This window comes from Streptomyces sp. NPDC002742 (assembly GCF_042888885.1).
GTDB lineage: Bacteria > Actinomycetota > Actinomycetes > Streptomycetales > Streptomycetaceae > Streptomyces.
Genome location: NZ_JBIAQF010000007.1, coordinates 88,605 through 110,327, shown reverse-complemented (window position 1 = coordinate 110,327; position 21,723 = coordinate 88,605). Strand labels below are relative to the sequence as shown.

Annotated in this window: 18 protein-coding genes and 1 riboswitch; of the genes, 10 read left to right on the top strand and 8 right to left on the bottom strand. The window is 70.4% G+C overall.

What is annotated here, in order from left to right; genetic code table 11:
* Positions 1-7 precede the first annotated feature (7 nt).
* Both aroA and ACFYW8_RS14275 read right to left on the bottom strand, forming a co-directional pair.
* On the bottom strand, positions 8-1,348 hold the full coding sequence (gene aroA, locus ACFYW8_RS14280) for a 3-phosphoshikimate 1-carboxyvinyltransferase (protein ID WP_389072948.1): 1,341 nt from the start codon (positions 1,346-1,348) through the stop codon (positions 8-10).
* Between the two features lie 186 nt (positions 1,349-1,534).
* Complete coding sequence (locus ACFYW8_RS14275; RefSeq protein ID WP_365875811.1) at positions 1,535-2,266, bottom strand: M50 family metallopeptidase; 732 nt, start codon at positions 2,264-2,266, stop codon at positions 1,535-1,537.
* 50 nt (positions 2,267-2,316) lie between these two features.
* Between ACFYW8_RS14275 and ACFYW8_RS14270 the strand changes: the two genes are divergently transcribed.
* The 10 genes from ACFYW8_RS14270 to ACFYW8_RS14225 all read left to right on the top strand — a co-directional run bounded on the left by ACFYW8_RS14270 (position 2,317) and on the right by ACFYW8_RS14225 (position 12,543).
* On the top strand, positions 2,317-3,138 hold the full coding sequence (locus ACFYW8_RS14270; RefSeq protein ID WP_389072943.1) for an SOS response-associated peptidase: 822 nt from the start codon (positions 2,317-2,319) through the stop codon (positions 3,136-3,138).
* 1 nt (position 3,139) lies between these two features.
* A complete protein-coding gene (locus ACFYW8_RS14265; RefSeq protein ID WP_389072940.1) occupies positions 3,140-3,784 on the top strand; it encodes an alpha/beta family hydrolase in 645 nt (214 codons plus the stop codon).
* Positions 3,785-4,060: 276 nt separating this feature from the next.
* A complete protein-coding gene (gene sigR, locus ACFYW8_RS14260; RefSeq protein WP_326790805.1) occupies positions 4,061-4,753 on the top strand; it encodes an RNA polymerase sigma factor SigR in 693 nt (230 codons plus the stop codon).
* Positions 4,750-5,052 (top strand): mycothiol system anti-sigma-R factor, encoded by a 303-nt coding sequence (gene rsrA, locus ACFYW8_RS14255; RefSeq protein ID WP_328448430.1) that lies wholly within the window; start codon positions 4,750-4,752, stop codon positions 5,050-5,052. Before sigR ends, rsrA begins: the two co-directional genes overlap by 4 nt.
* 193 nt (positions 5,053-5,245) lie before the next feature.
* Positions 5,246-6,604: an HD-GYP domain-containing protein gene (locus ACFYW8_RS14250; protein WP_389072930.1), complete on the top strand. Its 1,359-nt coding sequence runs from the start codon at positions 5,246-5,248 to the stop codon at positions 6,602-6,604.
* The gene (locus ACFYW8_RS14245) at positions 6,601-7,908 is read left to right on the top strand and encodes an HD-GYP domain-containing protein (protein WP_389072926.1); all 1,308 of its coding nucleotides are present in this window, start codon (positions 6,601-6,603) and stop codon (positions 7,906-7,908) included. The genes ACFYW8_RS14250 and ACFYW8_RS14245 overlap by 4 nt, the downstream gene beginning before the upstream one ends.
* A gap of 153 nt (positions 7,909-8,061) precedes the next feature.
* Positions 8,062-9,042 (top strand): hypothetical protein, encoded by a 981-nt coding sequence (locus tag ACFYW8_RS14240; RefSeq protein WP_355844684.1) that lies wholly within the window; start codon positions 8,062-8,064, stop codon positions 9,040-9,042.
* Positions 9,043-9,101: 59 nt separating this feature from the next.
* A complete protein-coding gene (def, locus tag ACFYW8_RS14235) occupies positions 9,102-9,752 on the top strand; it encodes a peptide deformylase (RefSeq protein ID WP_365875800.1) in 651 nt (216 codons plus the stop codon).
* Positions 9,753-10,093: 341 nt separating this feature from the next.
* Complete coding sequence (cyc1, locus tag ACFYW8_RS14230) at positions 10,094-11,176, top strand: epi-isozizaene synthase (protein ID WP_389072916.1); 1,083 nt, start codon at positions 10,094-10,096, stop codon at positions 11,174-11,176.
* Positions 11,173-12,543, top strand: a complete 1,371-nt coding sequence (locus ACFYW8_RS14225; protein WP_365875796.1) for a cytochrome P450 — start codon at positions 11,173-11,175, stop codon at positions 12,541-12,543. The genes cyc1 and ACFYW8_RS14225 overlap by 4 nt, the downstream gene beginning before the upstream one ends.
* A 105-nt stretch (positions 12,544-12,648) precedes the next feature.
* Here the strand turns inward: ACFYW8_RS14225 and ACFYW8_RS14220 are convergent, their stop codons facing one another.
* The 6 genes from ACFYW8_RS14220 to ACFYW8_RS14195 form a co-directional block, all read right to left on the bottom strand.
* Positions 12,649-13,107 (bottom strand): hypothetical protein, encoded by a 459-nt coding sequence (locus tag ACFYW8_RS14220; RefSeq protein ID WP_389072910.1) that lies wholly within the window; start codon positions 13,105-13,107, stop codon positions 12,649-12,651.
* A 136-nt stretch (positions 13,108-13,243) separates the two neighbouring features.
* Positions 13,244-15,334: a putative Ig domain-containing protein gene (locus ACFYW8_RS14215; RefSeq protein WP_389072906.1), complete on the bottom strand. Its 2,091-nt coding sequence runs from the start codon at positions 15,332-15,334 to the stop codon at positions 13,244-13,246.
* A gap of 379 nt (positions 15,335-15,713) precedes the next feature.
* Entirely contained in the window at positions 15,714-16,733 is a 1,020-nt protein-coding gene (locus ACFYW8_RS14210; RefSeq protein ID WP_389072901.1) for a ribonucleotide-diphosphate reductase subunit beta, read from the bottom strand.
* Entirely contained in the window at positions 16,733-19,114 is a 2,382-nt protein-coding gene (locus ACFYW8_RS14205; RefSeq protein WP_389072896.1) for a ribonucleoside-diphosphate reductase subunit alpha, read from the bottom strand. The genes ACFYW8_RS14210 and ACFYW8_RS14205 overlap by 1 nt, the downstream gene beginning before the upstream one ends.
* Positions 19,115-19,247: 133 nt before the next feature.
* Positions 19,248-19,393, bottom strand: a riboswitch (cobalamin riboswitch).
* Positions 19,394-19,688: 295 nt separating this feature from the next.
* Entirely contained in the window at positions 19,689-21,299 is a 1,611-nt protein-coding gene (mctP, locus tag ACFYW8_RS14200) for a monocarboxylate uptake permease MctP (RefSeq protein ID WP_365875786.1), read from the bottom strand.
* Entirely contained in the window at positions 21,296-21,583 is a 288-nt protein-coding gene (locus ACFYW8_RS14195) for a DUF3311 domain-containing protein (protein WP_389072892.1), read from the bottom strand. Before ACFYW8_RS14195 ends, mctP begins: the two co-directional genes overlap by 4 nt.
* Positions 21,584-21,723: the final 140 nt, after the last annotated feature.

Sequence of the window (21,723 nt, the reverse complement as noted above, 5' to 3'; positions counted from 1 at the left end):
CCGCCCGTCAGTTCCCGAGCATCCCGGTCCACATGTCGGGGAAGTCGGGCAGGGTCTTCGCCGTCGTCGCCACGTTCTCGATCTGGACGCCCTCCACCGCCAGCCCGATGATCGCGCCGGCCGTCGCCATGCGGTGGTCGTCGTACGTGTGGAAGATGCCGCCGTGCAGTCGACGCGGCCGGATGTGCAGACCGTCGGCGGTCTCGGTCACATCGCCGCCGAGCCCGTTGATCTCCTTGGTGAGCGCGGCCAGCCGGTCCGTCTCGTGCAGCCGCAGATGGGCCACACCCCGCAGGGTGGAGGGAGAGTCGGCGAGCGCCGCGACCGCCGCGATACCGGGGGTCAGCTCACCGACCTCGCCCAGGTCCGCATCGATACCGTGAATCGCACCCGAACCGGTGAACTCAAGGCCGCTCTCGGTCAGTTCGCAGGAACCACCCATCTCGGTGAAGATCTCCCGCAGCCGGTCGCCGGGCTGGGTGGTGTGCGCCGGCCAGTCGGGGACGACGACCGTGCCGCCGGTCACCAGGGCCGCCGCGAGGAACGGCTGGGCGTTCGACAGATCCGGTTCGATGATCAGGTCGCGGCCGAGCAGCGCGCCCGGCGTCACCCGCCAGACGTTCGGCTCGCCGCCCGACTCCGGGGTGTCCACCTGGGCACCGACCGCGCGCAGCATGTCCACGGTCATCCGGATGTGCGGCATGGACGGGAGCTTCGAGCCGGTGTGCCGGACCTCGACGCCCTGGTTGAAACGCGGGCCGGAGAGCAGCAGGGCGGACACGAACTGGGAGGACGACGAGGCGTCGATCTCCACCGGGCCGCCGTCCAGGGCGCCGCCGCCGTGCACCGTCAGCGGCAGCGCGCCGCGGGCGTCGTCGTCGATCCGGGCGCCGAGCAGGCGCAGCGCGTCGATCACGCCGTGCAGCGGACGCTCGTACGACCGCGGGTCGCCGTCGAATCGGATGGGGCCGTTGGCGAGCGCGGCGACGGGGGGCAGGAAGCGCATCACGGTGCCCGCGTTGCCGACGTCGACCGTGGCCGGGCCGCGCAGGCCCGAGGGGATGACCCGCCAGGCCTCGCCGGAGGCTTCCGGGCCCCCCGCGACCGTGGAGCTGGAGGCGACCGTCTCCTCGATGCCCACGCCCATCGCGCGGAGCGCGCCGGCCATCAGCAGGGTGTCGCGGGAACGCAGCGGGCGGCGCAGCCAGCCCGGCTCGGAGGCCAGCGAGGCCAGGACGAGAGCGCGGTTGGTGACCGACTTGGACCCCGGCACGTGAACCGTCGCGTCGACGGCTCCGCTTGCGTGCGGGGCTGGCCAGAGGGCGGTGTGGGCGGGGTTCACGGTCATGCGCCCCACTTTAGTGGCAGGGCGCCGGACGGCCGCGGGTCCGTCACCGTCGGTGGCGTCCGGCGGGGAACCGGGCACGGCATCCTGCGTGGTCCGCCGAAGGGGCGCGCGACGCGGTTCAGGTCCCTTCGGTCCGGTCGAAGGGCCATGACGCGGTTCAGGTCCCGCCGGTCGGTGACCTGCGGTTCACAGTCCCAGCAGCCAGCGGCCGCCGCCCATCAGCGAGCACAGCGACACGGCGTGGAAGAGGAACAGCCACAGCCCGGCCGGTACGTGTGTCAGCCGCGAGAGCTGGTCCGCGTCCGAGTCGCCCGCGCCGCCCCGCATCCGCTTTGCCTGGAGTTCGAACGCCGGGCGGACGCCGCCGAGGAGCAGGAACCACACCACGGCGTACGCGAACGCGGCCTGGACCTGGGGTCCGGCGAGCCAGGAGACCAGCAGGAAGGTGCCGCCGGTGAGGATCACGGTGAGCGCGCCGTACGCGTTGCGGATCATCACCAGCATGGCTATCAGCAGGGCCGTGGCCGCCCACAGCAGCAGGGTGATGTGGCCCGCGCCGAGCAGCGCGGCGCCGCCGAGGCCGAGCAGCGGGGGAGCGGTGTAGCCCGCCGCCGCCGTCAGGATCATGCCGAGGCCGGTCGGCTTGCCGCGGCTGACCGTGAGACCGCTGGTGTCGGAGTGCAGCCGGATACCGCTGAGGCTGCGGCCGGTGAGCAGGGCGACCAGGCCGTGGCCGCCCTCGTGCGCGATGGTGATGGTGTTGCGGGAGACGCGCCAGACGCCGTGCGGGACGATCGCCGCGAGCGCCGCGACCATGGTGGCGATCACCACCCACAGGTCGGGGTCGGGCTGTGTGCCGAAGACCTGGTCCCAGAGGGAGGTGAGCGAGGCCAGCGAGGAGGATGCGGTGCTGTCCATTGTCGGCGGTGGCTCCCTTTTGTGACGCGGAATCTGGCAGTGTTGCACGTATGTGCGGACGGTATGCGGCCAGTCGTGGACCCGAGGATCTCGCAGGAGTCTTTGAGATCGAGAAGTGGGACCGGGATCCCGAGGAGACCCTGGCCCCGGACTACAACGTGGCCCCGACGAAGGAGGTCTACGTCGTCCTCGACCGCCCTGTGAAGGACGCGGACAGCCCGAGGCCGGTTCGCCAGCTCCGCAGACTCAAGTGGGGACTCGTCCCGTCCTGGGCCAGGACACCCGAGGGCGCCGCCCGGATGATCAACGCGCGCGCGGAGACCGTGCACGAGAAGCCCTCGTACCGCCGCGCGTTCGCAGCCCGGCGCTGCGTCATTCCCGCCGACGGCTACTACGAGTGGGTCACCGGTGGCGCCGAGCGCGATCTGGAGGTCCAGGGCAGGAAGAAGCGGCCGCGCAAGCAGCCGTACTTCGTGACGCCCGCGGACGGATCGGTCTTCGCGATGGCGGGACTGTACGAGTTCTGGCGGGACCGGACGCTGCCGGACGAGCATCCGCTGGCCTGGTGGGCGACCTGTTCGGTCATCACGACCGAGGCGGAGACGGCACCGCTCGCGGTGGCCCCCGCCGAGGGCCCGCGGGCGCTGGCCGACATCCACCCCCGGATGCCCCTGATGCTCACCCCCGACCGCTGGGACAGCTGGCTCGACCCGTCCCGCACGGACCCCGACGAACTCCGTGACCTGCTCGCGCCGCCGCCCACCGGACTGATGCGCGCGTACCCCGTCTCCACCGCGGTCAGCAACGTCCGCAACAACGGAGCCGAGCTGCTGAAGGAGCTGGAGGGGCCCGAGGAGGGCACACTCTTCTGACGTGACCGAGATCAGCAGTGCGAGCGAGACCATCGAGACCGACGCCGGTACGGCCCGTGTCACCTGGCACCCCGCGGCGAAGGCGCGGCTCGTCCTCGCCGCCAGCCATGGCGCGGGCGGCGGTATCGAGGCCCGGGACCTGAAGGCGCTCGCCGAGGCGCTGCCCCCGCACGGGGTGAGCGTCGCGCTCGTCGAACAGCCCTGGCGGGTCGCCGGGAAGAAGGTGGCCCCGGCGCCCAGGACGCTGGACGTGGGCTGGCGGGGGGTGTGGCCGGCGCTGGCGAAGCCCGGACTCCCCGTGGTCTCCGGGGGCCGCAGCGCCGGTGCCCGCGTCGCGTGCCGGACCGCGACCGAACTCGGCGCCGCCGCCGTCCTCGCGCTGAGCTTCCCGCTGCATCCCCCGGGCAAGCCCGAGAAGTCCCGCGCCGCCGAACTGCTCGGCGCGGGAGTGCCCACACTCGTCGTGCAGGGCGGCAACGACCCGTTCGGCAGGCCGGAGGAGTTCCCGCCGGGCTCGTACGAACTGGTCGAAGTGCCCTACGGAGATCACGGCTTCACCGTTCCGAAGCGGGCCCCGCTCGGCCAGGAGCAGGCACTGGAGGTCGTGACGGACGGCGTCCTGAGGTGGGCCGCGTCACTCGGGTGACAGCCGGGAATGCAGAGTGACGGACTTCTGTTGTGCCGAGCAGACAGCACGCAGCGTGCTGCACCGTTCGTACGAGAGGAAGTCCGCCGCATGGGTTCGATCTTCTGCCCGAGCCGCAGCAGCCGCGCTGACCTGGACTGGACGGTGCTGCACGCGGGCAAGAACGCCCCGATTCGGACGGCGGGCGGACAAGATGTACATCCCTCCCCGACCGAAGGTCGTCTATCCTCCGAATCCAGTGGGACCGGTCTCGGTCTCGCTACGTCGCTGGAGGAGGTGGGTCCGGTCACTGGGACCGACGCAGGGACCGAAAACGGCCAGGCGGAGCAGCCCGAGGGCCAGGGCACGAGCGACGCGACGGCGGAAACGTCCGCCGAGCGCACCGCGCGCTTCGAGCGGGACGCGCTCGAATTCCTCGACCAGATGTATTCGGCCGCGCTCCGCATGACGCGCAACCCGGCCGACGCCGAGGACCTGGTGCAGGAGACGTACGCCAAGGCGTACGCGTCCTTCCACCAGTTCCGCGAGGGCACCAACCTCAAGGCGTGGCTGTACCGCATTCTCACCAACACCTTCATCAACTCGTACCGCAAGAAGCAGCGCGAACCCCAGCGCAGCGCGGCCGAGGAGATCGAGGACTGGCAGCTGGCGCGTGCCGAGTCGCACATGTCCACCGGGCTGCGTTCCGCCGAGTCGCAGGCGCTCGACCACCTGCCCGACTCGGACGTCAAGGAAGCGCTGCAGGCGATCCCCGAGGAATTCCGCATCGCCGTCTATCTCGCGGACGTAGAGGGCTTTGCGTACAAGGAGATCGCGGACATCATGGGGACACCCATCGGTACGGTGATGTCCCGGCTGCACCGGGGCCGTCGCCAACTGCGCGGCATGCTGGAGGACTACGCCCGTGACCGCGGGCTGGTTCCCGCCGGCGCAGGCGAGTCGAACGAAGCGAAAGGCTCGGGCTCATGAGCTGCGGAGAGCCGCACGAGACGGATTGCAGTGAGGTACTCGACCATCTGTACGAGTTCCTCGATCATGAGATGCCGGACGCGGACTGCACCAAGTTCGAGGTCCACTTCGAAGAGTGCTCCCCGTGTCTTGAGAAGTACGGTCTCGAACAGGCCGTCAAGAAGCTGGTCAAGCGCTGCTGCGGCCATGACGACGTGCCGACCGATCTGCGGGCCAAGGTCATGGGCCGCATCGATCTGATCCGCTCCGGTCAGGCCGTCCCCGAGCACGACGTGACCGCGACGGCCCAGGAGTCCTGACCGCCGGCTGCACCCGGGCCCTCCGGCGTGAGAGCCGGTCTCCGTCTCCGGCGAAGACCCTCCGTATATCACCCGAACGTGCTAATCCGCGGGCTCAGAGCCCGCGGATTCGTTCATACCCGTCCCCGCCCCCTGCCTCCCGTCCTAGGCTCCCAGCCTGAGATCGGGGGAGGTACGGGGGAGGTACGAGGAGATGGGTTCGGTTCCGGCGTGGGCCCGTGCGTACGTGGCCTGTGTCGCTCTCCTGGCGCTGGTCTGCCTCGCCCCCCTGCCGCACCTCCGCGTTCCCTGGGGGATCGTCGCGCTGCTCGCCGTGCTGTACGCGGGCTGCGAGCGCGTCACGCTGCCGCCCCGGCCGCGCGTCGCCGGTGTGCCCGGCGGCGAGACCACCCACGGGATGGGCACCTTCCTCCCCCTACTGCTGGCCGGGGCCTTTCTGCTGCCGCCGCCGGCCGCCGCCCTCGTCGCGCTGCCCGGTGCGTTGCTCGCCCGGGTCGAACAGCGCCCGCGCGGTCCGCGCCGGACCTGGCGCGCGGCCCAGCTCGCCGTCGCCGTCTGGGCGGCCTCCCGGATGTACGGAGCCCTCGGCGGCCGGGAGGCGCTGGTCACGCCCGACTTCCCGTACGCGCTGGTGCCCGCCGGGGCCGCCGTGCTCACCTTCTGCGCCGTACTCACCGTCCTCGACGGCGGAATCCTGGTGCTGGCCGAGCGTGCGCCGGTGCGCGGTGCCTGGCGCGGCCTCTTCGCGCGTTCGCTGGCGCCCGTGGCCGTGCACGGTCTCGCCGGGCTGATGATGGCGGTGCTCTGGCGCAGCCCGTACGGGCCCGTCGCCGCGCTGCTCGTCCTGCTGCCGATGTACGTGTCCTGCTGGGTCTTCGCCCAGTACCACCGCGAAAGGGCCGCCCACCAGGCCACCATCCGCGCCCTCGTCCAGGCCGTCGACATCAAGGACGGTTACACCCGCGGGCACAGCGAGCGGGTCGGCCAGGCGTCCGTGATGATCGCCCGCGAGCTGGGCATGCGCGACGAGCGCGTCGAGGTGCTCCGGTTCGCCGGAATCCTGCACGACGTCGGCAAGCTCGGTGTCCCCACGCGGCTGCTGCGCAAGGACGGACCGCTGACCCCCGAGGAGCGGCGGATCATCGAACTGCATCCCGAGTACGGGCACGAGATGGTCCGCGGAATCGGGTTCCTCGGCGAGGCCCGCTCGGCGATCCTGCACCACCACGAGCGGCTGGACGGGAGCGGATACCCGTACGGGCTGACCGGTTCGCAGATCCCGGAGTTCGCCCGGGTGGTGGCCGTCGCCGACGCGTTCGACGCCATGACGTCGACCCGGTCCTACCGCAGGGCCCGCCCGGTGCCGACGGCGCTGGAGGAGCTGGCGCGTTGCGCGGGGGCGCAGTTCGACCCCCGGATGGTGGGGGCGCTGACGCGGGCGCTCGGCCGGCACGGCTGGCATCCCGCGGTGACCGCGGACCTTGCCTCGGCCGCCGAAACCGGCATGCCGCCGGCGCGTCCGTCCGACACCGTCGGGCGGAGCGCGCCGTGAGCACCGCCGCCCCGCGGCGCGGAGTTCCCGCCCGCTCCGACCGTTCCGCCCGTCTCCCGTCGGCCGGGAGGGCCCCGGCCACTCTCTCCGCGGTGCGCGCCCTCGCCCTTCTCCTCGCGGCCCTCGCCCTCGGCGCCACCCTCTGGAACGGGATCGACGAACGCGGCACAGCGCTGGCCTTCGGCGTTCTCATCGCGGTCGGCGAACTCGCCCGGTGGAGCGGGTCCGAGGAGCGGGAGTCCGCGCCCCTCGGGGCCGCCGGAGCCCTCGCGTACGCCCTGCTCGGCGAGAACGCCGGGCACCGCACCGACCACGGCGTCCTCCAGGTCGTCGCCGTCGTCGTGGCGGCGGCGCTGATCGGCTGCGTCCCGCACGTGGCACAGGGGCACGGGCCGACGCTCGACCACCTCGCCCGCCGGGTCCTCACCGTCGCCTTCGCCGCAGTCTGCTTCCAACCCCTTTACGACCAGGGCAGGTTGCTGAGGTGGGGCGGCCCCGCGCAGGCCCTGCTGCTCGTCGCGCTGCTGGTCCTCACCACCCTGTGCGACGCCGTGCTCGCGGCGGCGACGGCCCACGCGCGGACCCGATGGCCGTTCGGGCCGCTGCTGCGCGACGAACTGCGGGCCACCCTCGGGATCGGTTCGGCCGTGTGCGCGACCGGGGCCGTCATGGCGCTCGCGGTCGCGGTGGCCGGACTGTGGGCGCTGCCCGTCTTCTCGCTGCCGCTGCTGCTCACCCAGCTGTCCTTCGGGCGGTACGCGGCCGTGCGGGTCACCTACCGGCAGACGATCGCCTCACTCGCGCGTGCCACCGAGATCGCCGGGTACACGCCGGCCGGGCACGCCCGGCGGGTGGCCGCCCTCAGCCGGGCCGTCGGCCGTGAGCTGGGCCTGTCCGAGCCCGATCTCACGGTCCTGGAGTACGCGGCGCTGATGCACGACATCGGACAGCTCAGCCTGGTCGACCCGGTACCGGCCGGAGCCACCGCCGCGCTCCCGGCGGAGGAGCAGCGGCGGATCGCGCTGCTCGGCGGCGCCGTCGTCAGGCAGACCGGGGTGGACGCCGGGGTCGCCGTGGTGGTGGAGCGGCAGGCGGACCCCTACCGGGACCAGCCGGTGACCGCGCGCATCGTCCGGACAGTGAACGCGTACGAGGAGATGGCCCGGGAAGCAGGGCCCACAGGGCCGCTGACCGCCCTGGAGAAGCTGCGGCTGGGCACCGCCCGCGACCATCAGCCCGAGGTCGTGGAGTCACTGGCCCGGGTCCTGTCCCGACCCGGTCTGACCTTGCCGTGGGCTGGGTAACCCATGGGTAATGAGCGGCCGTCCGAAGGTACGTGGTTGGATGCGAGGAAGAGGGTGTCAGGGGGCACGGGCCAGCCCGGGGCTGCACTGCCTTCAAGGGACTCTTCAAAGGACCGGCAGGCGGGGAACGCAAGGAACTGGCAGGCGGGAATCGTGAGGATCTTCGGCAAGGGACGACACCGGCCCTCCGCCTCATGGCGGCAGGCCACCGATCGTGCGTTCACGCTGATCGGCGACGGCCGGTACGAGGACGCGGGAGCGCTGCTGACGCGGGCCGCGGACCTGGAGCCCTGGCTGTCCGAGTCCTGGTTCAACCTGGCCCTGCTGCACAAGTTCCGGCACGACTGGGAGCAGGCGCGGGCGGCGGGGCTGCGGGCCGTCGCGCTGCTCGACCGGGAGACCGGCGCACCGGACTGGTGGAATGTGGGGATCGCGGCCACCGCCTTGCAGGACTGGCCGCTGGCCCGCCGTTCCTGGCAGGCGTACGGGCTGCGGGTGCCCGGCGGCGCCGCGGTCTCCGGCGAGCCGGTGGGCATGGACCTCGGCAGCGCGGCCGTCCGGCTGTCGCCCGAGGGCGAGGCCGAAGTGGTTTGGGGGCGCAGGCTGGACCCCGCCCGGGTCGAGGTGCTGTCGATCCCGCTGCCGTCCTCCGGACGCCGCTGGGGCGAGGTCGTGCTGCACGACGGCGTTCCGCACGGTGAGCGGACCACCGCGGCGGGGCACGCCTACCCGGTCTTCGACGAGATCGAGCTGTGGGCTCCCTCGCCGGTGCCCACCTGGGTCGTCCTCCTGGAAGCGGCCACCGAGGACGACCGGAACGCGCTGGAGCAGCTCGCCGCCGACGCCGGCTTCGCCGCGGAGGACTGGTCGTCGTCGGTGCGACTGCTGTGCCGGATGTGTTCCGAGTCCCGGATGCCGTCGGACGAGGGCGACGAGGAGCACCTCGACCCGCACGACCACAGTGAGCCGGGGCACCCGGGTCCGCTCGGCCATCGCACCGACGGACAGCTGTGGGTGCCCGAGCGGGAGTGCGGGCTCGCGGCGCCCGCCTCGCTGGTGCGCGGCCTGCTCGACGGCTGGGTCGCGGACAGTCCGGACTCCCGGGACTGGCGGGATCTGGAAGAGGTCTGCTGAGTACGCCTTTAGGCTGTACTCGCAGAATTTACCGAGGTCTGAGGAAGGCGTACGTCGTCATGGCGCAGCAGGACACCGATCAGCAGCACGCGGGCGTGCTCCCCGTGGACGACGACGGCTTCGTCATCGACACCGAGGACGGCGAGGAGCGCGAGGCGGCCTACCGCGAGCGCGGCACCTCGCGGCCGATCACGGTGGTGGGGAACCCGGTGCTGCACAAGGAGTGCAAGGACGTCACCGACTTCGGGGACGAGCTGGACCAGCTGGTCGCCGACATGTTCGCGAGCCAGCGCACCGCGGAGGGCGTGGGCCTGGCCGCCAACCAGATCGGCGTCGACCTGAAGGTCTTCGTATACGACTGCCAGGACGATCAGGGCGACCGGCACGTCGGTGTGGTCTGCAACCCGAAGCTCGTCGACCTGCCCGCCGACCGGCGCCAGCTGGACGAGAGCAACGAGGGGTGCCTCTCCGTGCCGACCGCCTACGCGCCGCTCGCCCGCCCCGACTACGCCGAGGTCACCGGGCAGGACGAGAAGGGCAACCCGGTCAGGGTGCGCGGTACGGGCTACTTCGCCCGCTGCCTCCAGCACGAGACGGACCACCTGTACGGGTACCTGTACATCGACCGGCTCTCCAAGCGCGACCGCAAGGACGCGCTGCGGCAGATGGCGGAGAACGAGCCCCGCTACGCGATCGTGGCGAACGACTGAGCCACCGCTTCGCCGGGCGCCCCGCACGCCTGTGACATAAATTGACCGGCGTGACGCGCGGTCTTCCGTGGGTCCACTCGAACGGTGTCTGGGCAGGCGATCCTGCTGACCAGGCACCGTTCGCATGTACGTCGTATGTTCGATCCCTTGTGCTCCATCAGTGATCCGGATTCAGTCACGCAAGGGGATGTTCTCGGCATGGCCGGGTAGTCAGTGGGCCAAATCCGTTCCCAGAACGGTCAGTTGTAGTGCTGAATGGGAAGTGCGGGGATACGCAACGGCGCGCGCCCGGCACGGGTGGAGGGGTGTGACGTCAACAGGCGGCTGAGAGGGGTTTGTTCGTGCATGCTTTCTCATACGGCTCTTCATCGACAGCGCTCGCGGTACCACCGGCGCTCTCTCTTCCGGTGATCGAGTCCGAGTTTCCCCGTCAACTGCATCCGTATTGGCCCAGGCTCCAGGAGAACACCAGGACCTGGCTCCTCGAAAAACGGCTGATGCCCGCGGACAAGGTCGAGGAGTACGCCGACGGTCTGTGCTACACGGACCTCATGGCGGGCTACTACATAGGCGCCCCCGACGAGGTCATGCAGGCGATAGCGGACTACAGCGCGTGGTTCTTCGTCTGGGACGACCGGCATGACCGCGATGTCATCCACGGCCGGGCGGACGCCTGGCGAAGGCTCAGGTTCCGGCTCCACGCGGCCCTCGATGCCCCCAGGGACCATCTGCACCACCGGGATCCCCTGGTCGCGGGGTTCGCGGACAGCATGGTGCGGTTGTACTCGTTCCTCGGCGAGAACTGGAACAAGCGGTTCGGGCTCCACTTCCACGCCGTGATCGAGGCGTACGACCGGGAGTTCAGGAACCGCACCGCCGGCACTGTGCCCACGGTCGCGGAATACCTCGAACTCCGGCGGCTCACTTTCGCTCACTGGATCTGGACCGACCTTCTGGAACCGAGTGCGGGTCATGAATTGCCGGCCACGGTGCGACAGCATCCCGCATTTCACCGGGCGGCGCTGCTCAGCCAGGAATTCGCCGCCTGGTACAACGACCTCTGTTCGCTGCCGAAGGAAATAGCGGGCGACGAGCTCCATAATCTCGGAATCAGTCTCATTCACCACGAGGGGCTGACGCTCGAAGAAGCCGTCACCGAAGTGAGGCGGCGGGTCGAGGAATGCATCGAGCAATTCCTCGTCGCCGAGAAGGATGTACTGCGGCTCGCCGAATTACTCGCCGACGGCGGCACTGTCCGGGGCAAAGAGACGAGCGCCGCCGTGAGGGCGTGCCTCGGGAACATGCGGAACTGGTTCAGCTCCGTGTACTGGTTCCACCATGAGTCGGGCCGGTACATGGTCGACAGCTGGGACGACCGCTCCACACCCCCGTACGTCAACAATGAAGCGGCAGGTGAGAAATGACCGTCGAGTCGGTACGGCCCGAGGTGTCCGAGGCGCGGGAGCTGTCCGTCCCGCCCCTCGCCGGAGGCGGGGTGCCCGTTCTCGGGCACGGCTGGAAACTGGTCCGCGACCCGCTGGGCTTCCTCGCCCAGCTGCGCGATCACGGCGATGTCGTCCGGCTCAGGATGGGCCCCAAGACGGTGTACGCCGTCACCACCCCCGCGCTCACCGGGGCGCTGGCGCTCAGCCCCGACTACGAGATCGGCGGCCCCCTGTGGGAGTCGCTCGAAGGGCTGCTGGGCAAGCAGGGTGTGGCCACGGCCAACGGGCCGCTGCACCGCCGCCAGCGGCGGACCATCCAGCCCGCGTTCCGGGCCGACATCATTCCCGAGTACGGCCCGATCATGGAGGAGGAGGCGCGGGCGTTCACGGCACGCTGGGAGCGGGGCGCGGTCGTCGACTGCACCTCCGAATCGTTCCGCGTCGCCGTCCGCGTAGCCGCCCGCTGTCTGCTGCGCGGCCGGTTCATGGACGAGCGCGCCGAGCGGCTGAGCCTCGCGCTCGCCACCGTGTTCCGCGGCATGTACCGGCGCATGGTCATACCCGCGGGGCCCCTCTACAGGCTCCCGCTTCCCTCGATACGGGCATTCGACCGCGCATTGGCCGATTTGCATGCGCTGGTCGACGAGATCATCGACGAGCGACGCGCATCTGGTCAAAAGCCGGACGATTTGCTGACGGCATTGCTGGAAGCGAAGAACGACGACGGCGACCCCATAGACGAACAGGAGATCCACGACCAAGTCGTCGCGATACTCACGCCCGGCAGCGAAACCATCGCATCCACGATCATGTGGCTGCTCCAAGTGCTGACGGAACATCCGGAACAGGCGGACAAAGTGGCCGCAGAGGTCCGGTCCGTCGCGGGAGACCGACCCGTCGGATTCGACGACGTCCGGAAGCTGTCGCACACGAACAATGTCGTCGTCGAGGCGATGCGTTTACGCCCCGCCGTATGGATATTGACGCGGCGCGTGGTGGCCGAAACCGAGCTGGGCGGCTATCGCATTCCGGCCGGGGCCGACATCGTCTACAGCCCGTACGCGATCCAGCGCGACCACCGGTCGTACCAGAAGCATCTGGATTTCGATCCCGACCGCTGGCTTCCGGAACGCTCCAAGGACATCCCGAAGTACGCGATGCGCCCCTTCAGCGTGGGCAACCGTAAATGCCCGAGCGACCACTTCTCGATGGCCCTGCTCTCCCTGATCACCGCGACCGTGGCGTCCGGGTGGCGCTTCGAGCAGGTGTCCGGGTCCAACGACGCGACCCGCGTCGGCATCACGCTGCGGCCCCACGAGCTGCGGCTGAAGGCCCGTCCGCGGTAAGCCTCTCGGACGGCCGGGTGGCCGGGCGCCCGGCCGGTGTCCGGCCCGCACGTCCACAGGCGCACGTTCAGGCCGCCCTCGGGCCCCTGGACGTGCGCCGGGGTCTCACGCCTTCGGCACGACCACGGTGACCGTCCATTCCTGAAGTCCGTCGCAGGAGACCCGGGCCGGATCGCTCGGACACAGCGGGCGCGACGATGTCAGCCGGACCGTTCCCGCCGAGACCGCCCGGTAGGCGGCGGACGCGTCCCCCGGCTGGAGGACGATCCCGCTGTTGGTGGCCTCCAGCCCGGTTCCGGAGCTCTTCACTGGCGTCCAGGGCCGGCGGGTCGTGCCGTCCAGGGAGACGCGGATCGTCTCGCCGGGCGCCAGACAGTACGTGTGGCCGCTGTCGGCGGCCCCCAGCTCCCCCTTCACCGTGGCACAGCTCGGGCGGGACGAGGTGGGGGACGGCGACACCGTGCCGCTGCCGCCCGCGTCGCCTCCGCTCTGCGCACCGCAGCCCGCGAGGAGCAGGGTCAGAGCGGCGAGGGCGATGGTCCGGGTGTGGGTCGTTCGGCGCATGGGTGGCCTCCTTGCAGGTTGGACGTGCCACCGGTGGATCAGGATCCATCCCACGCGTGACAGGGCCCCGGCCGCCGAGGCGGCCGGGGCCCTGCTCCGGGTCGGGCCGCCGAGGCGGCCGGTCCCCTGTCGCGGGTCAGCTGGTCGTCAGGGCGGTGTCGTCCACGACGAAGCTGGTCTGGAGCGAGGAGTCCTCGACGCCGCTGAACTTCAGCGTGACGGTCGAACCGGCGAAGGAGGACAGGTCGAAGGTCTTCTGGGCGTACCCGGTGGCCTTGTTGAGGTTGGAGTAGGTCGCGAGCGTGGTGGAGCCCGCGGTGACGGTGAGCTTGTCGTAGGCCGAGGTGGTGGTGGTCTCGGCCGTGTCGACGTGGAGGTAGAAGGTGAGGGTGGCCTTGCAGCCGGACGGGACGGTCACCGACTGGGACAGCGTGTCGGTGTGGGTCGAGCCGTAGCCGTCGAGCCAGGCGTCGTACGAGCCGCCGTGCGTGGCCTCACCGGTGTCATTGGTGATGACGCCGCTCGTCTCGCTCCACACGGTGGCGCCCGACTCGAAGCCCTGGTTGCCGAGCAGCTGCGCCGAGGTGCAGGTGCCGCCGCCCGATGTGCTGACGGTCCAGGTGAAGGAGGCCGAACCGGAGGCGCCCGTGCTGTCCTTCGCCGTGACGGTCACCGAGTAGGTGCCCGCGGTGCTCGCGGTGCCGGAGATCAGTCCGGTCGAGCTGCTGATCGACAGCCCGGTCGGCAGGCCGGTCGCGCTGTACGTGAGGGTCGCGCCCGCGCTGTCGCTCGCCGAGATCTGGAGGCTCGCCGAGCCGCCGGTGGCCGTGGACTGGCTGCCCGGGTTGGTGACGGTCACGGTGTTGCCGGTGCTGGTGCCCGAGGTGAAGGCGGCCGTGCCGTTGGGGGTGCCCCAGCCGGTCGGGCCGTCGTAGCCGGTGGCCGCGGTGCAGAAGTACGACGGGGAGCAGGAGCCGTTGTTGCCGCTCGTCACGTCGTACAGGTTCGAGGTGTGGGAGTAGGGGTACTTCGCCGGGTAGTCGGCGGAACCCGGGGTGCCGGCCAGCGCGTACACGCCCGCGATGATGGGCGACGAGGCGCTTGTGCCGCCGTAGACCGCCCAGCCGGAGCCGCCGTAGGTGTCGTAGACCGCCACGCCGGTGGCGGGGTCGGCGACCGCGGAGACGTCGGCCTCCATGCGCTTGGTGCAGCCGGTGTCGGTCTGCCAGGTGGGCTTGGCGTCGTAGGCGGAGCAGCCGGAGCCGGTGCCCTCGGTGCTGCTGGTCTTCCAGACCGACTCGGTCCAGCCGCGGGTGCCGGAGGAGGTGCTCAGCGCGGTACCGCCGACGGCGGTCACGTACTGGGAGGTCGCCGGGTACTCGGCGCCGTAGGCGGAGTCACCGGAGGAGACGGTGATGGCGACACCCGGGTGCTTGAAGTACGAGGTGTCCTCGCTGGTCTGCGAGGAGGACTCGGAGCCGCCCCAGCTGTTGGAGACGAACTTCGCGCCCAGCGTGACGGCTTCGTTCTCCGCGATGCCGAGGTCGGAGTCGTTCGCGGAGCTGGCCTCGACGAGGATGATGTTGCAGTTGGGACAGACGGCGCTGACCATGTCGATGTCGAGCGCCTCCTCACCCGCCCAGCCGGTGTCGTTCGTCGGCAGCGAGGTGGTCGAGCCCGTCTGGCTGACCTGCTTGAAGCAGCCGTTGGCCACCGTGCAGGCGGACAGGCCGAACTGCGAGCGGTAAGTGGCCAGGTCGGAGGCGGCGTTGGGGTCGTTGTAGGCGTCGACCACGGCGACCGTCAGGCCGGAGCCGCCCGTCGAGGGCAGGTTGTAGGCGCTGTGCAGGTTGGCCGGGCTGAGGCCGGACACCGCGGCGGCGGCGTCGGGGGAGACCTTCGCCGCGAGTTTCTGCGCGATGTCGGTGCGGCGCTGCGCGAAGCACGACATCTGGCCGGGCTTCGTCGCCTCGGCGCACAGGTGCTTGGTCGCGACCTTCTGGCCCGCCCGGCCGGTCGCGTGGACCGTCTGCCGGGAGGGGTCGGTGAGGGCCCCGGCGTTCTGGGTGGCCCGGGAGACGTGGGGGGCAGGCGCGGGCTGGGCGTCGGCGGGAGGGGCCGCGGCGAACCCGGCGAGGCCGAGGGCCAGGGCGGGGAGGGCGGCGGTGAGGAGTCTTCGCAGGCTCCGGGCGGGTCTGCCGGAGGGTATCGGGCGCTGGGAACGCATGGGGGTGTCGCCTCCATCGGTTCGAGGCCGGTGCCGCTCGGGCCGGGGTAGGGCCGTTCGCGACGCCATGGCCGGAAGTGGGGTTCTCGGCGCTCTGGACGGGCAGGCCCGTGACGCGCGTAGCGCGAACCGTGGAGAGACACGTCATGGGCATGCCAATTCAGTCGTCCTGGCGTGCCGTGGTGCGCGGCATGACGGGACGGCCAGAACCTAGCCGGGGTGAACGGCGCGCGAACAGCCGTGCCGGAAGAACTTTGCCGCTCCATGGACGGGGATTGGCCCGGTGATTGGAGGCGCGGGGGCAGTACGTGACGAAAGCCGGGCCCCAACAGGCGGCCCGGCTAACGTTGGTGACGAACGGTCAGAATATGAGAACCGGTCAGAAGTCCTCGTCGAAGTCGACCGTGCCCTCCACCGCGACCTGGTACGCCGACGGCCGGCGCTCGAAGAAGTTGGTCAGCTCCTGGACACCCTGGAGCTCCATGAAGGAGAACGGGTTCTCCGAGCCGTACACCGGCGCGAAGCCCAGCCGCTGCAGGCGCTGGTCGGCGACGCACTCCAGGTACTGGCGCATCGAGTCGGTGTTCATGCCCGGCAGACCCTCACCGCAGAGGTCGCGTCCGAACTGCAGCTCGGCCTCGACGGCCTCGCGCAGCATGTCGGTCACCTGCTCCTGGAGCCGGTCGTCGAAGAGCTCCGGCTCCTCCTTGCGGACGGTGTCGACGACCTCGAAGGCGAAGCTCATGTGCATCGTCTCGTCGCGGAACACCCAGTTGGTGCCGGTGGCCAGGCCGTGCAGCAGACCCCGGCTGCGGAACCAGTAGACGTACGCGAAGGCCCCGTAGAAGAAGAGCCCCTCGATGCACGCGGCGAAGCAGATGAGGTTCAGCAGGAAGCGGCGGCGGTCGGCCTGGGTCTCCAGCCGGTCCAGCTTCTCCACCGAGTCCATCCACTTGAAGCAGAACTGGGCCTTCTCGCGGATGGAGGGGATGCTCTCGACCGCCGCGAAGGCCGCCGTGCGGTCCTCCGGGTCGGGCAGATAGGTGTCCAGCAGCGTCAGATAGAACTGGACGTGCACGGCCTCCTCGAAGAGCTGACGGCTCAGATAGAGCCGCGCCTCGGGGGAGTTGATGTGCTTGTACAGCGTCAGCACCAGGTTGTTCGCCACGATCGAGTCGCCCGTCGCGAAGAACGCGACCAGCCGGCCGATCATGTGCTGCTCACCCGGCGTCAGCTTCGCGAGGTCGGCGACGTCCGAGTGGAGGTCGACCTCCTCGACGGTCCAGGTGTTCTTGATCGCGTCCCGGTAGCGCTCGTAGAAGTCCGGGTAGCGCATGGGACGCAGGGTCAGTTCGAAGCCCGGGTCGAGGAGGTTCTTCTCGGTGTTCGTGTCGGACATTACTGGCAGGCCTCGCAGGACTCGGGGTTCTCAAGGGAGCAGGCGACGGCGTCGGGGTCGGCCGCCTGCTGGAGGGGGATGGTCTTCTCGGGCCGCGCCTGCGCCTGGGCCGCGCGGGCGATGCGCGTCGCCGGGCGGGAACGCAGGTAGTACGTCGTCTTCAGGCCCGACTTCCAGGCGTACGAGTACATCGAGGAGAGCTTGCCGATGGTCGGCGTCTCCAGGAACAGGTTCAACGACTGGGCCTGGTCGAGGAACGGGGTCCGGGCGGCGGCCATGTCGATCAGGCCGCGCTGCGGGATCTCCCACGCCGTGCGGTACAGGTCGCGGACGTCCTGCGGGACCCAGGTGAAGCCCTGCACCGAGCCGCTGGACTCACGCAGCGCCTCACGGGTCTGCGCGTCCCACACGCCGAGCTGCTTCAGCTCGGCCACCAGGTAGGAGTTGACCTGGAGGAACTCGCCGGAGAGCGTCTCGCGCTTGAACAGGTTCGACACCTGCGGCTCGATGCACTCGTACACGCCCGCGATGGACGCGATGGTCGCGGTCGGCGCGATGGCGAGCAGCAGCGAGTTGCGCATGCCGACCGCGGCGATCCGCTGCCGCAGGGCGGCCCAGCGCTCCGGCCAGTTCAGCTCGACGTCGAAGTGGTCCGGGTGCAGCACGCCACGGGCGGTGCGGGTCTTCTCCCAGGCGGGGAGCGGGCCGTTGCGCTCGGCGAGGTCCGCGGAGGCCTCGTAGGAGGCGAGCATGATGCGCTCGGCGATCCGGGTGGACAGCGCGCGGGCCTCGGGCGAGTCGAAGGGCAGCCGCAGCTTGAAGAAGACGTCCTGGAGGCCCATCGCGCCGAGGCCGACCGGACGCCACTTGGCGTTGGAGCGGCCCGCCTGCTCGGTCGGGTAGAAGTTGATGTCGACGACGCGGTCGAGGAAGGTCACCGCGGTGCGCACGGTCTCGTCGAGCCGCTCCCAGTCGATGTCCTGGCCGACCACGAACGCGCCCAGGTTGACCGAGCCCAGGTTGCAGACCGCGGTCTCCCCGTCGTCCGTGACCTCCAGGATCTCGGTGCACAGGTTCGAGGAGTGGACGGTGTGGCCCGGCTCCGCCGTCTGGTTGGCGGTGCGGTTGGCGGCGTCCTTGAAGGTCATCCAGCCGTTGCCGGTCTGCGCGAGGGTGCGCATCATGCGGCCGTACAGGTCGCGGGCCGGGATGGTCTTCCTGGCGAGGCCCGCCTCCTCGGCCTTGCGGTAGGCGGCATCGAACTCGTCGCCCCACAGGTCGACCAGTTCCGGCACGTCCGCGGGGGAGAAGAGCGACCAGACGCCGTCCTCGTTCACCCGGCGCATGAACTCGTCCGGGATCCAGTGCGCCAGGTTCAGGTTGTGCGTACGCCGGGCGTCCTCACCGGTGTTGTCGCGCAGCTCCAGGAACTCCTCGATGTCGGAGTGCCAGGTCTCCAGGTAGACCGCGGCCGCGCCCTTGCGCCGGCCGCCCTGGTTCACCGCGGCGACCGAGGCGTCGAGGGTCTTCAGGAACGGGACGATGCCGTTGGAGTGTCCGTTGGTGCCGCGGATCAGTGAACCGCGCGACCGGATGCGGGAGTACGACAGTCCGATGCCGCCCGCGTGCTTCGACAGGCGGGCCACCTGGTGGTAGCGGTCGTAGATGGAGTCCAGCTCGTCCAGTGGGGAGTCGAGGAGGTAGCAGGACGACATCTGCGGGTGCCGCGTACCGGAGTTGAAGAGCGTGGGGGAGGACGGGAGGTAGTCGAGGCGGCTCATGAGCCGGTAGAGCGCGGCGACTTCGTCCACGGAACGGGCCGTGTCGTCCTCGGCGAGACCGGAGGCCACCCGGAGCATGAAGTGCTGGGGCGTCTCGACGACCTTGCGGGTGATCGGGTGCCGGAGCAGATAGCGGCTGTGCAGCGTGCGCAGCCCGAAGTAGCCGAAGCGGTCGTCGCCCTCGGAGTCGATGAGCGCGTCGAGGCGGGCCGTGTGCAGCCGGACGAACGCGGCCGTGCGGTCGGCGATCAGACCCTCCTGGTGGCCGACGGCGACCGACTCGGAGAAGGTCGTGACGCCCTGGGACGCGGCCTCCGCGGCGATGCTCACCGTGAGCAGGCGGGCGGCCAGCCGGGAGTAGGCGGGGTCCTCGGAGATGAGCCCCGCGGCCGCCTCCGTGGCCAGTTCGCGCAGCTCGGCCTCGTCGGCGCGGGCGGACCGGCCGCGCAGCGCCGCGGCGGCGACCCGGCCGGGGTCGGCGTCGGTGAGGTCGGCGGTGAGGTCCGTCAGGGTCCGCAGCAGCGCGGCTCCGGGACCTTCGGTCTCCACCCGGGCCTGCTGCGCGGTCACTGAAGCCGGATCGGCTGGCGCGATGGTCACGTGGGGATCTCCCTCGCTCGGCACGGGGCCCGGCGGGGGAGGAGCGGGGCACACGGGAGCGCTTCAGGGCAGCACGCACCGCGTCCACCGGCCCATTCCGCGAGGCCCGGACGTCGTCGGCACCCGGGCCGGACGGCCGGGGCGCGCTGTCGGCAGGTCCTCGGACTGACGCGAGTACGGGCACACGAAGACGCGAACACATACAAGTACACCGTTGCGGGACAGTTCCGGATTCGCACCGGATTCCCCTGCGGTGACAGCGACATGAGCATACATCTTGTGCCGGGCTCCGGGAGTGCCCCCACATGTTGTGTCGGGTCGGTGTCCGGGAGTACTACGGAGCGTGCCGGATCGCCAACTCGTAGGTGAGCAGCCGGATGTCGTCGAGCTCCGGAAACGGGCACCAGTCGCGGTCGGGGGCGCGGGTGAAACCTACGCGCTCGTACACGAGAGCCTCCCCTGCCGGGTGCCTCGTACGGCGACGGGCCGCCGGTTTTCGTCCGGCGGCCCGTCCTACGGCGCTGTGGCGTCGTTCGTGCCTGGTGCCTGGTGCCTGGTGCCTGGTGCCTGGTGGCTAGTGGCTCGCGTCCGCCGTGGCGGGCGGGAGCTCCGTCTCGACGCCCGGGTCTCCCGCGTCGGCCGTGTAGTCCCCGGGCGAGGTCTCGTCGATGCCGTCCGGCGCCTTGAACGCCCTGAGGGCGAACGTGAGGACGACGGCCACGGTCACGTTCAGGACGAACGCGGTCAGGCCGATGTAGCCGATCTCCCCGATGCCCGGGATCTCCTTCGAGCTGCCGCCGAAGTGCTTCTGGGTCGGCGAGGCCACACCGTAGGCGGCGATCGTGCCGTAGAGCATGCCGACCGCCCAGCCGCCCAGCAGCGCCCAGCGGTGGAACCAGCGGGTGAACAGCCCGCCGACCAGCGACGGGAAGGTCTGCAGGATCCAGATGCCGCCCAGCAGCTGGAAGTTGATCGCGACGGTCTTGTCCATGGTCAGGACGAAGACCAGCGCGCCCACCTTCACCAGCAGCGAGACCAGCTTGGAGACCTTGGTCTCCTGCCGCGGGGTGGCGGCCGGGTTGATGAAGTCCTTGTAGATGTTGCGGGTGAACAGATTCGCGGCCGCGATCGACATGATGGCCGCCGGGACGAGCGCGCCGATGCCGATCGCGGCGAAGGCCACCCCCGCGAACCAGTCGGGGAACATGTTCTCGAAGAGCTGGGGGATGGCGAGCTGGCCGTTGGTGACCTTCACGCCGGCCGCGATCGCCATGAACCCGAGCAGGGCGAGCAGGCCCAGCATCAGCGAGTACAGCGGCAGGATCGTGGTGTTGCGGCGGATCACCTCCCGGCTGCGGCCGGACAGCGTCGCGGTGACCGAGTGCGGATACATGAACAGCGCCAGCGCCGAGCCGAGCGCGAGGGTGGCGTACGTCCACTGCCCCGCCTCGGCGGGGACGAGCCCCCCGGCACCCGCGGCCGTGTACTTGGCGCTCGCCGCCTTGAAGATCTCGTCGAAGCCGCCCAGCTTGATCGGGATGTAGATGATGGCCACCGCGATCACGATGTAGATCAGGGTGTCCTTCACGAACGCGATCAGGGCGGGGGCCCGCAGGCCCGAGGAGTAGGTGTACGCGGCCAGCACGCCGAAGGCGATGAGGAGCGGCAGGTCCTTGACGAACCAGTTGCTGCTCTCCCCGCCGCCCACGCCCATCACGTCGAGTACGGCCTGGATGCCGACGAGTTGGAGCGCGATGTACGGCATGGTGGCCAGGATGCCGGTGACCGCCACGGCGAGGGACAGGCTCTTGGAGCCGAAGCGGCCGCGCACGAAGTCCGAGGTCGTCACATAGCCGTGCTTGTGGGAGACCGACCACAGGCGGGGCAGGAACGTGAAGATCAGCGGGTAGACCAGGATCGTGTACGGCACGGCGAAGAAGCCGGCCGCGCCGGCCGCGTAGACCGCCGCGGGCACGGCGACGAAGGTGTACGCGGTGTAGAGGTCGCCGCCGAGCAGGAACCAGGTCACCCAGGTACCGAACGACCGCCCGCCCAGGCCCCATTCGTCGAGGCTGTGCTCGTCGGCGGCTCTGCGCCAGCGAGCGGCCAGGAAGCCCATGGCCGTGACGGCGAGGAAGAAGAAGACGAAGACGCCGAGGGCGACGCCGTTCACACCGTCGTTCACGCGCCGTCACCTCCCTTCGCGGAGACGGAGGCGGAAGCTGGGGTGGAGGTGCGGCCTCGCTGGTCATGCCGCCACAGCAGGTACGCGGTCACGGTCAGCAGCGTGGAGAGGGGCACCCACAGCAACTGGTACCAGTAGAAGAACGGGATGCCGATGAACGCCGGGTCGGTCTTCGTGTAGGAGCCGACCCACAGCATCGCCACGAAGGGCGCGAGCAGACAGAGGGCGATCACCGTACGTACCGGTGTCACCACCGGTGGTTTCACTTCGGGCAGGTCTGACATAGGGCGACTCCGTCCCCTCATCGATCACCTGGGTAACGCGCAGGCAATCTAGGGGATGGTTCCGCTCCAGGGAACCCCTGCTCGGACGGCGGCTGTGGAGGGTTCGTGTCGGCGCGCACGGTTTCCCCGGCGGCCGGCGA

Excerpts from the sequence above, each read along its gene's own strand:
- ACFYW8_RS14220 (WP_389072910.1), bottom strand. The coding sequence starts at position 13,107 with ATGCGCCGAACGACCCACACCCGGACCATCGCCCTCGCCGCTCTGACC.
- ACFYW8_RS14225 (WP_365875796.1), top strand. The coding sequence starts at position 11,173 with ATGACCGTCGAGTCGGTACGGCCCGAGGTGTCCGAGGCGCGGGAGCTG.
- def (WP_365875800.1), top strand. The coding sequence starts at position 9,102 with ATGGCGCAGCAGGACACCGATCAGCAGCACGCGGGCGTGCTCCCCGTG.
- rsrA (WP_328448430.1), top strand. The coding sequence starts at position 4,750 with ATGAGCTGCGGAGAGCCGCACGAGACGGATTGCAGTGAGGTACTCGAC.
- ACFYW8_RS14210 (WP_389072901.1), bottom strand. The coding sequence starts at position 16,733 with ATGTCCGACACGAACACCGAGAAGAACCTCCTCGACCCGGGCTTCGAA.
- aroA (WP_389072948.1), bottom strand. The coding sequence starts at position 1,348 with ATGACCGTGAACCCCGCCCACACCGCCCTCTGGCCAGCCCCGCACGCA.
- ACFYW8_RS14195 (WP_389072892.1), bottom strand. The coding sequence starts at position 21,583 with ATGTCAGACCTGCCCGAAGTGAAACCACCGGTGGTGACACCGGTACGT.
- ACFYW8_RS14215 (WP_389072906.1), bottom strand. The coding sequence starts at position 15,334 with ATGCGTTCCCAGCGCCCGATACCCTCCGGCAGACCCGCCCGGAGCCTG.
- ACFYW8_RS14250 (WP_389072930.1), top strand. The coding sequence starts at position 5,246 with ATGGGTTCGGTTCCGGCGTGGGCCCGTGCGTACGTGGCCTGTGTCGCT.
- ACFYW8_RS14275 (WP_365875811.1), bottom strand. The coding sequence starts at position 2,266 with ATGGACAGCACCGCATCCTCCTCGCTGGCCTCGCTCACCTCCCTCTGG.
- ACFYW8_RS14270 (WP_389072943.1), top strand. The coding sequence starts at position 2,317 with ATGTGCGGACGGTATGCGGCCAGTCGTGGACCCGAGGATCTCGCAGGA.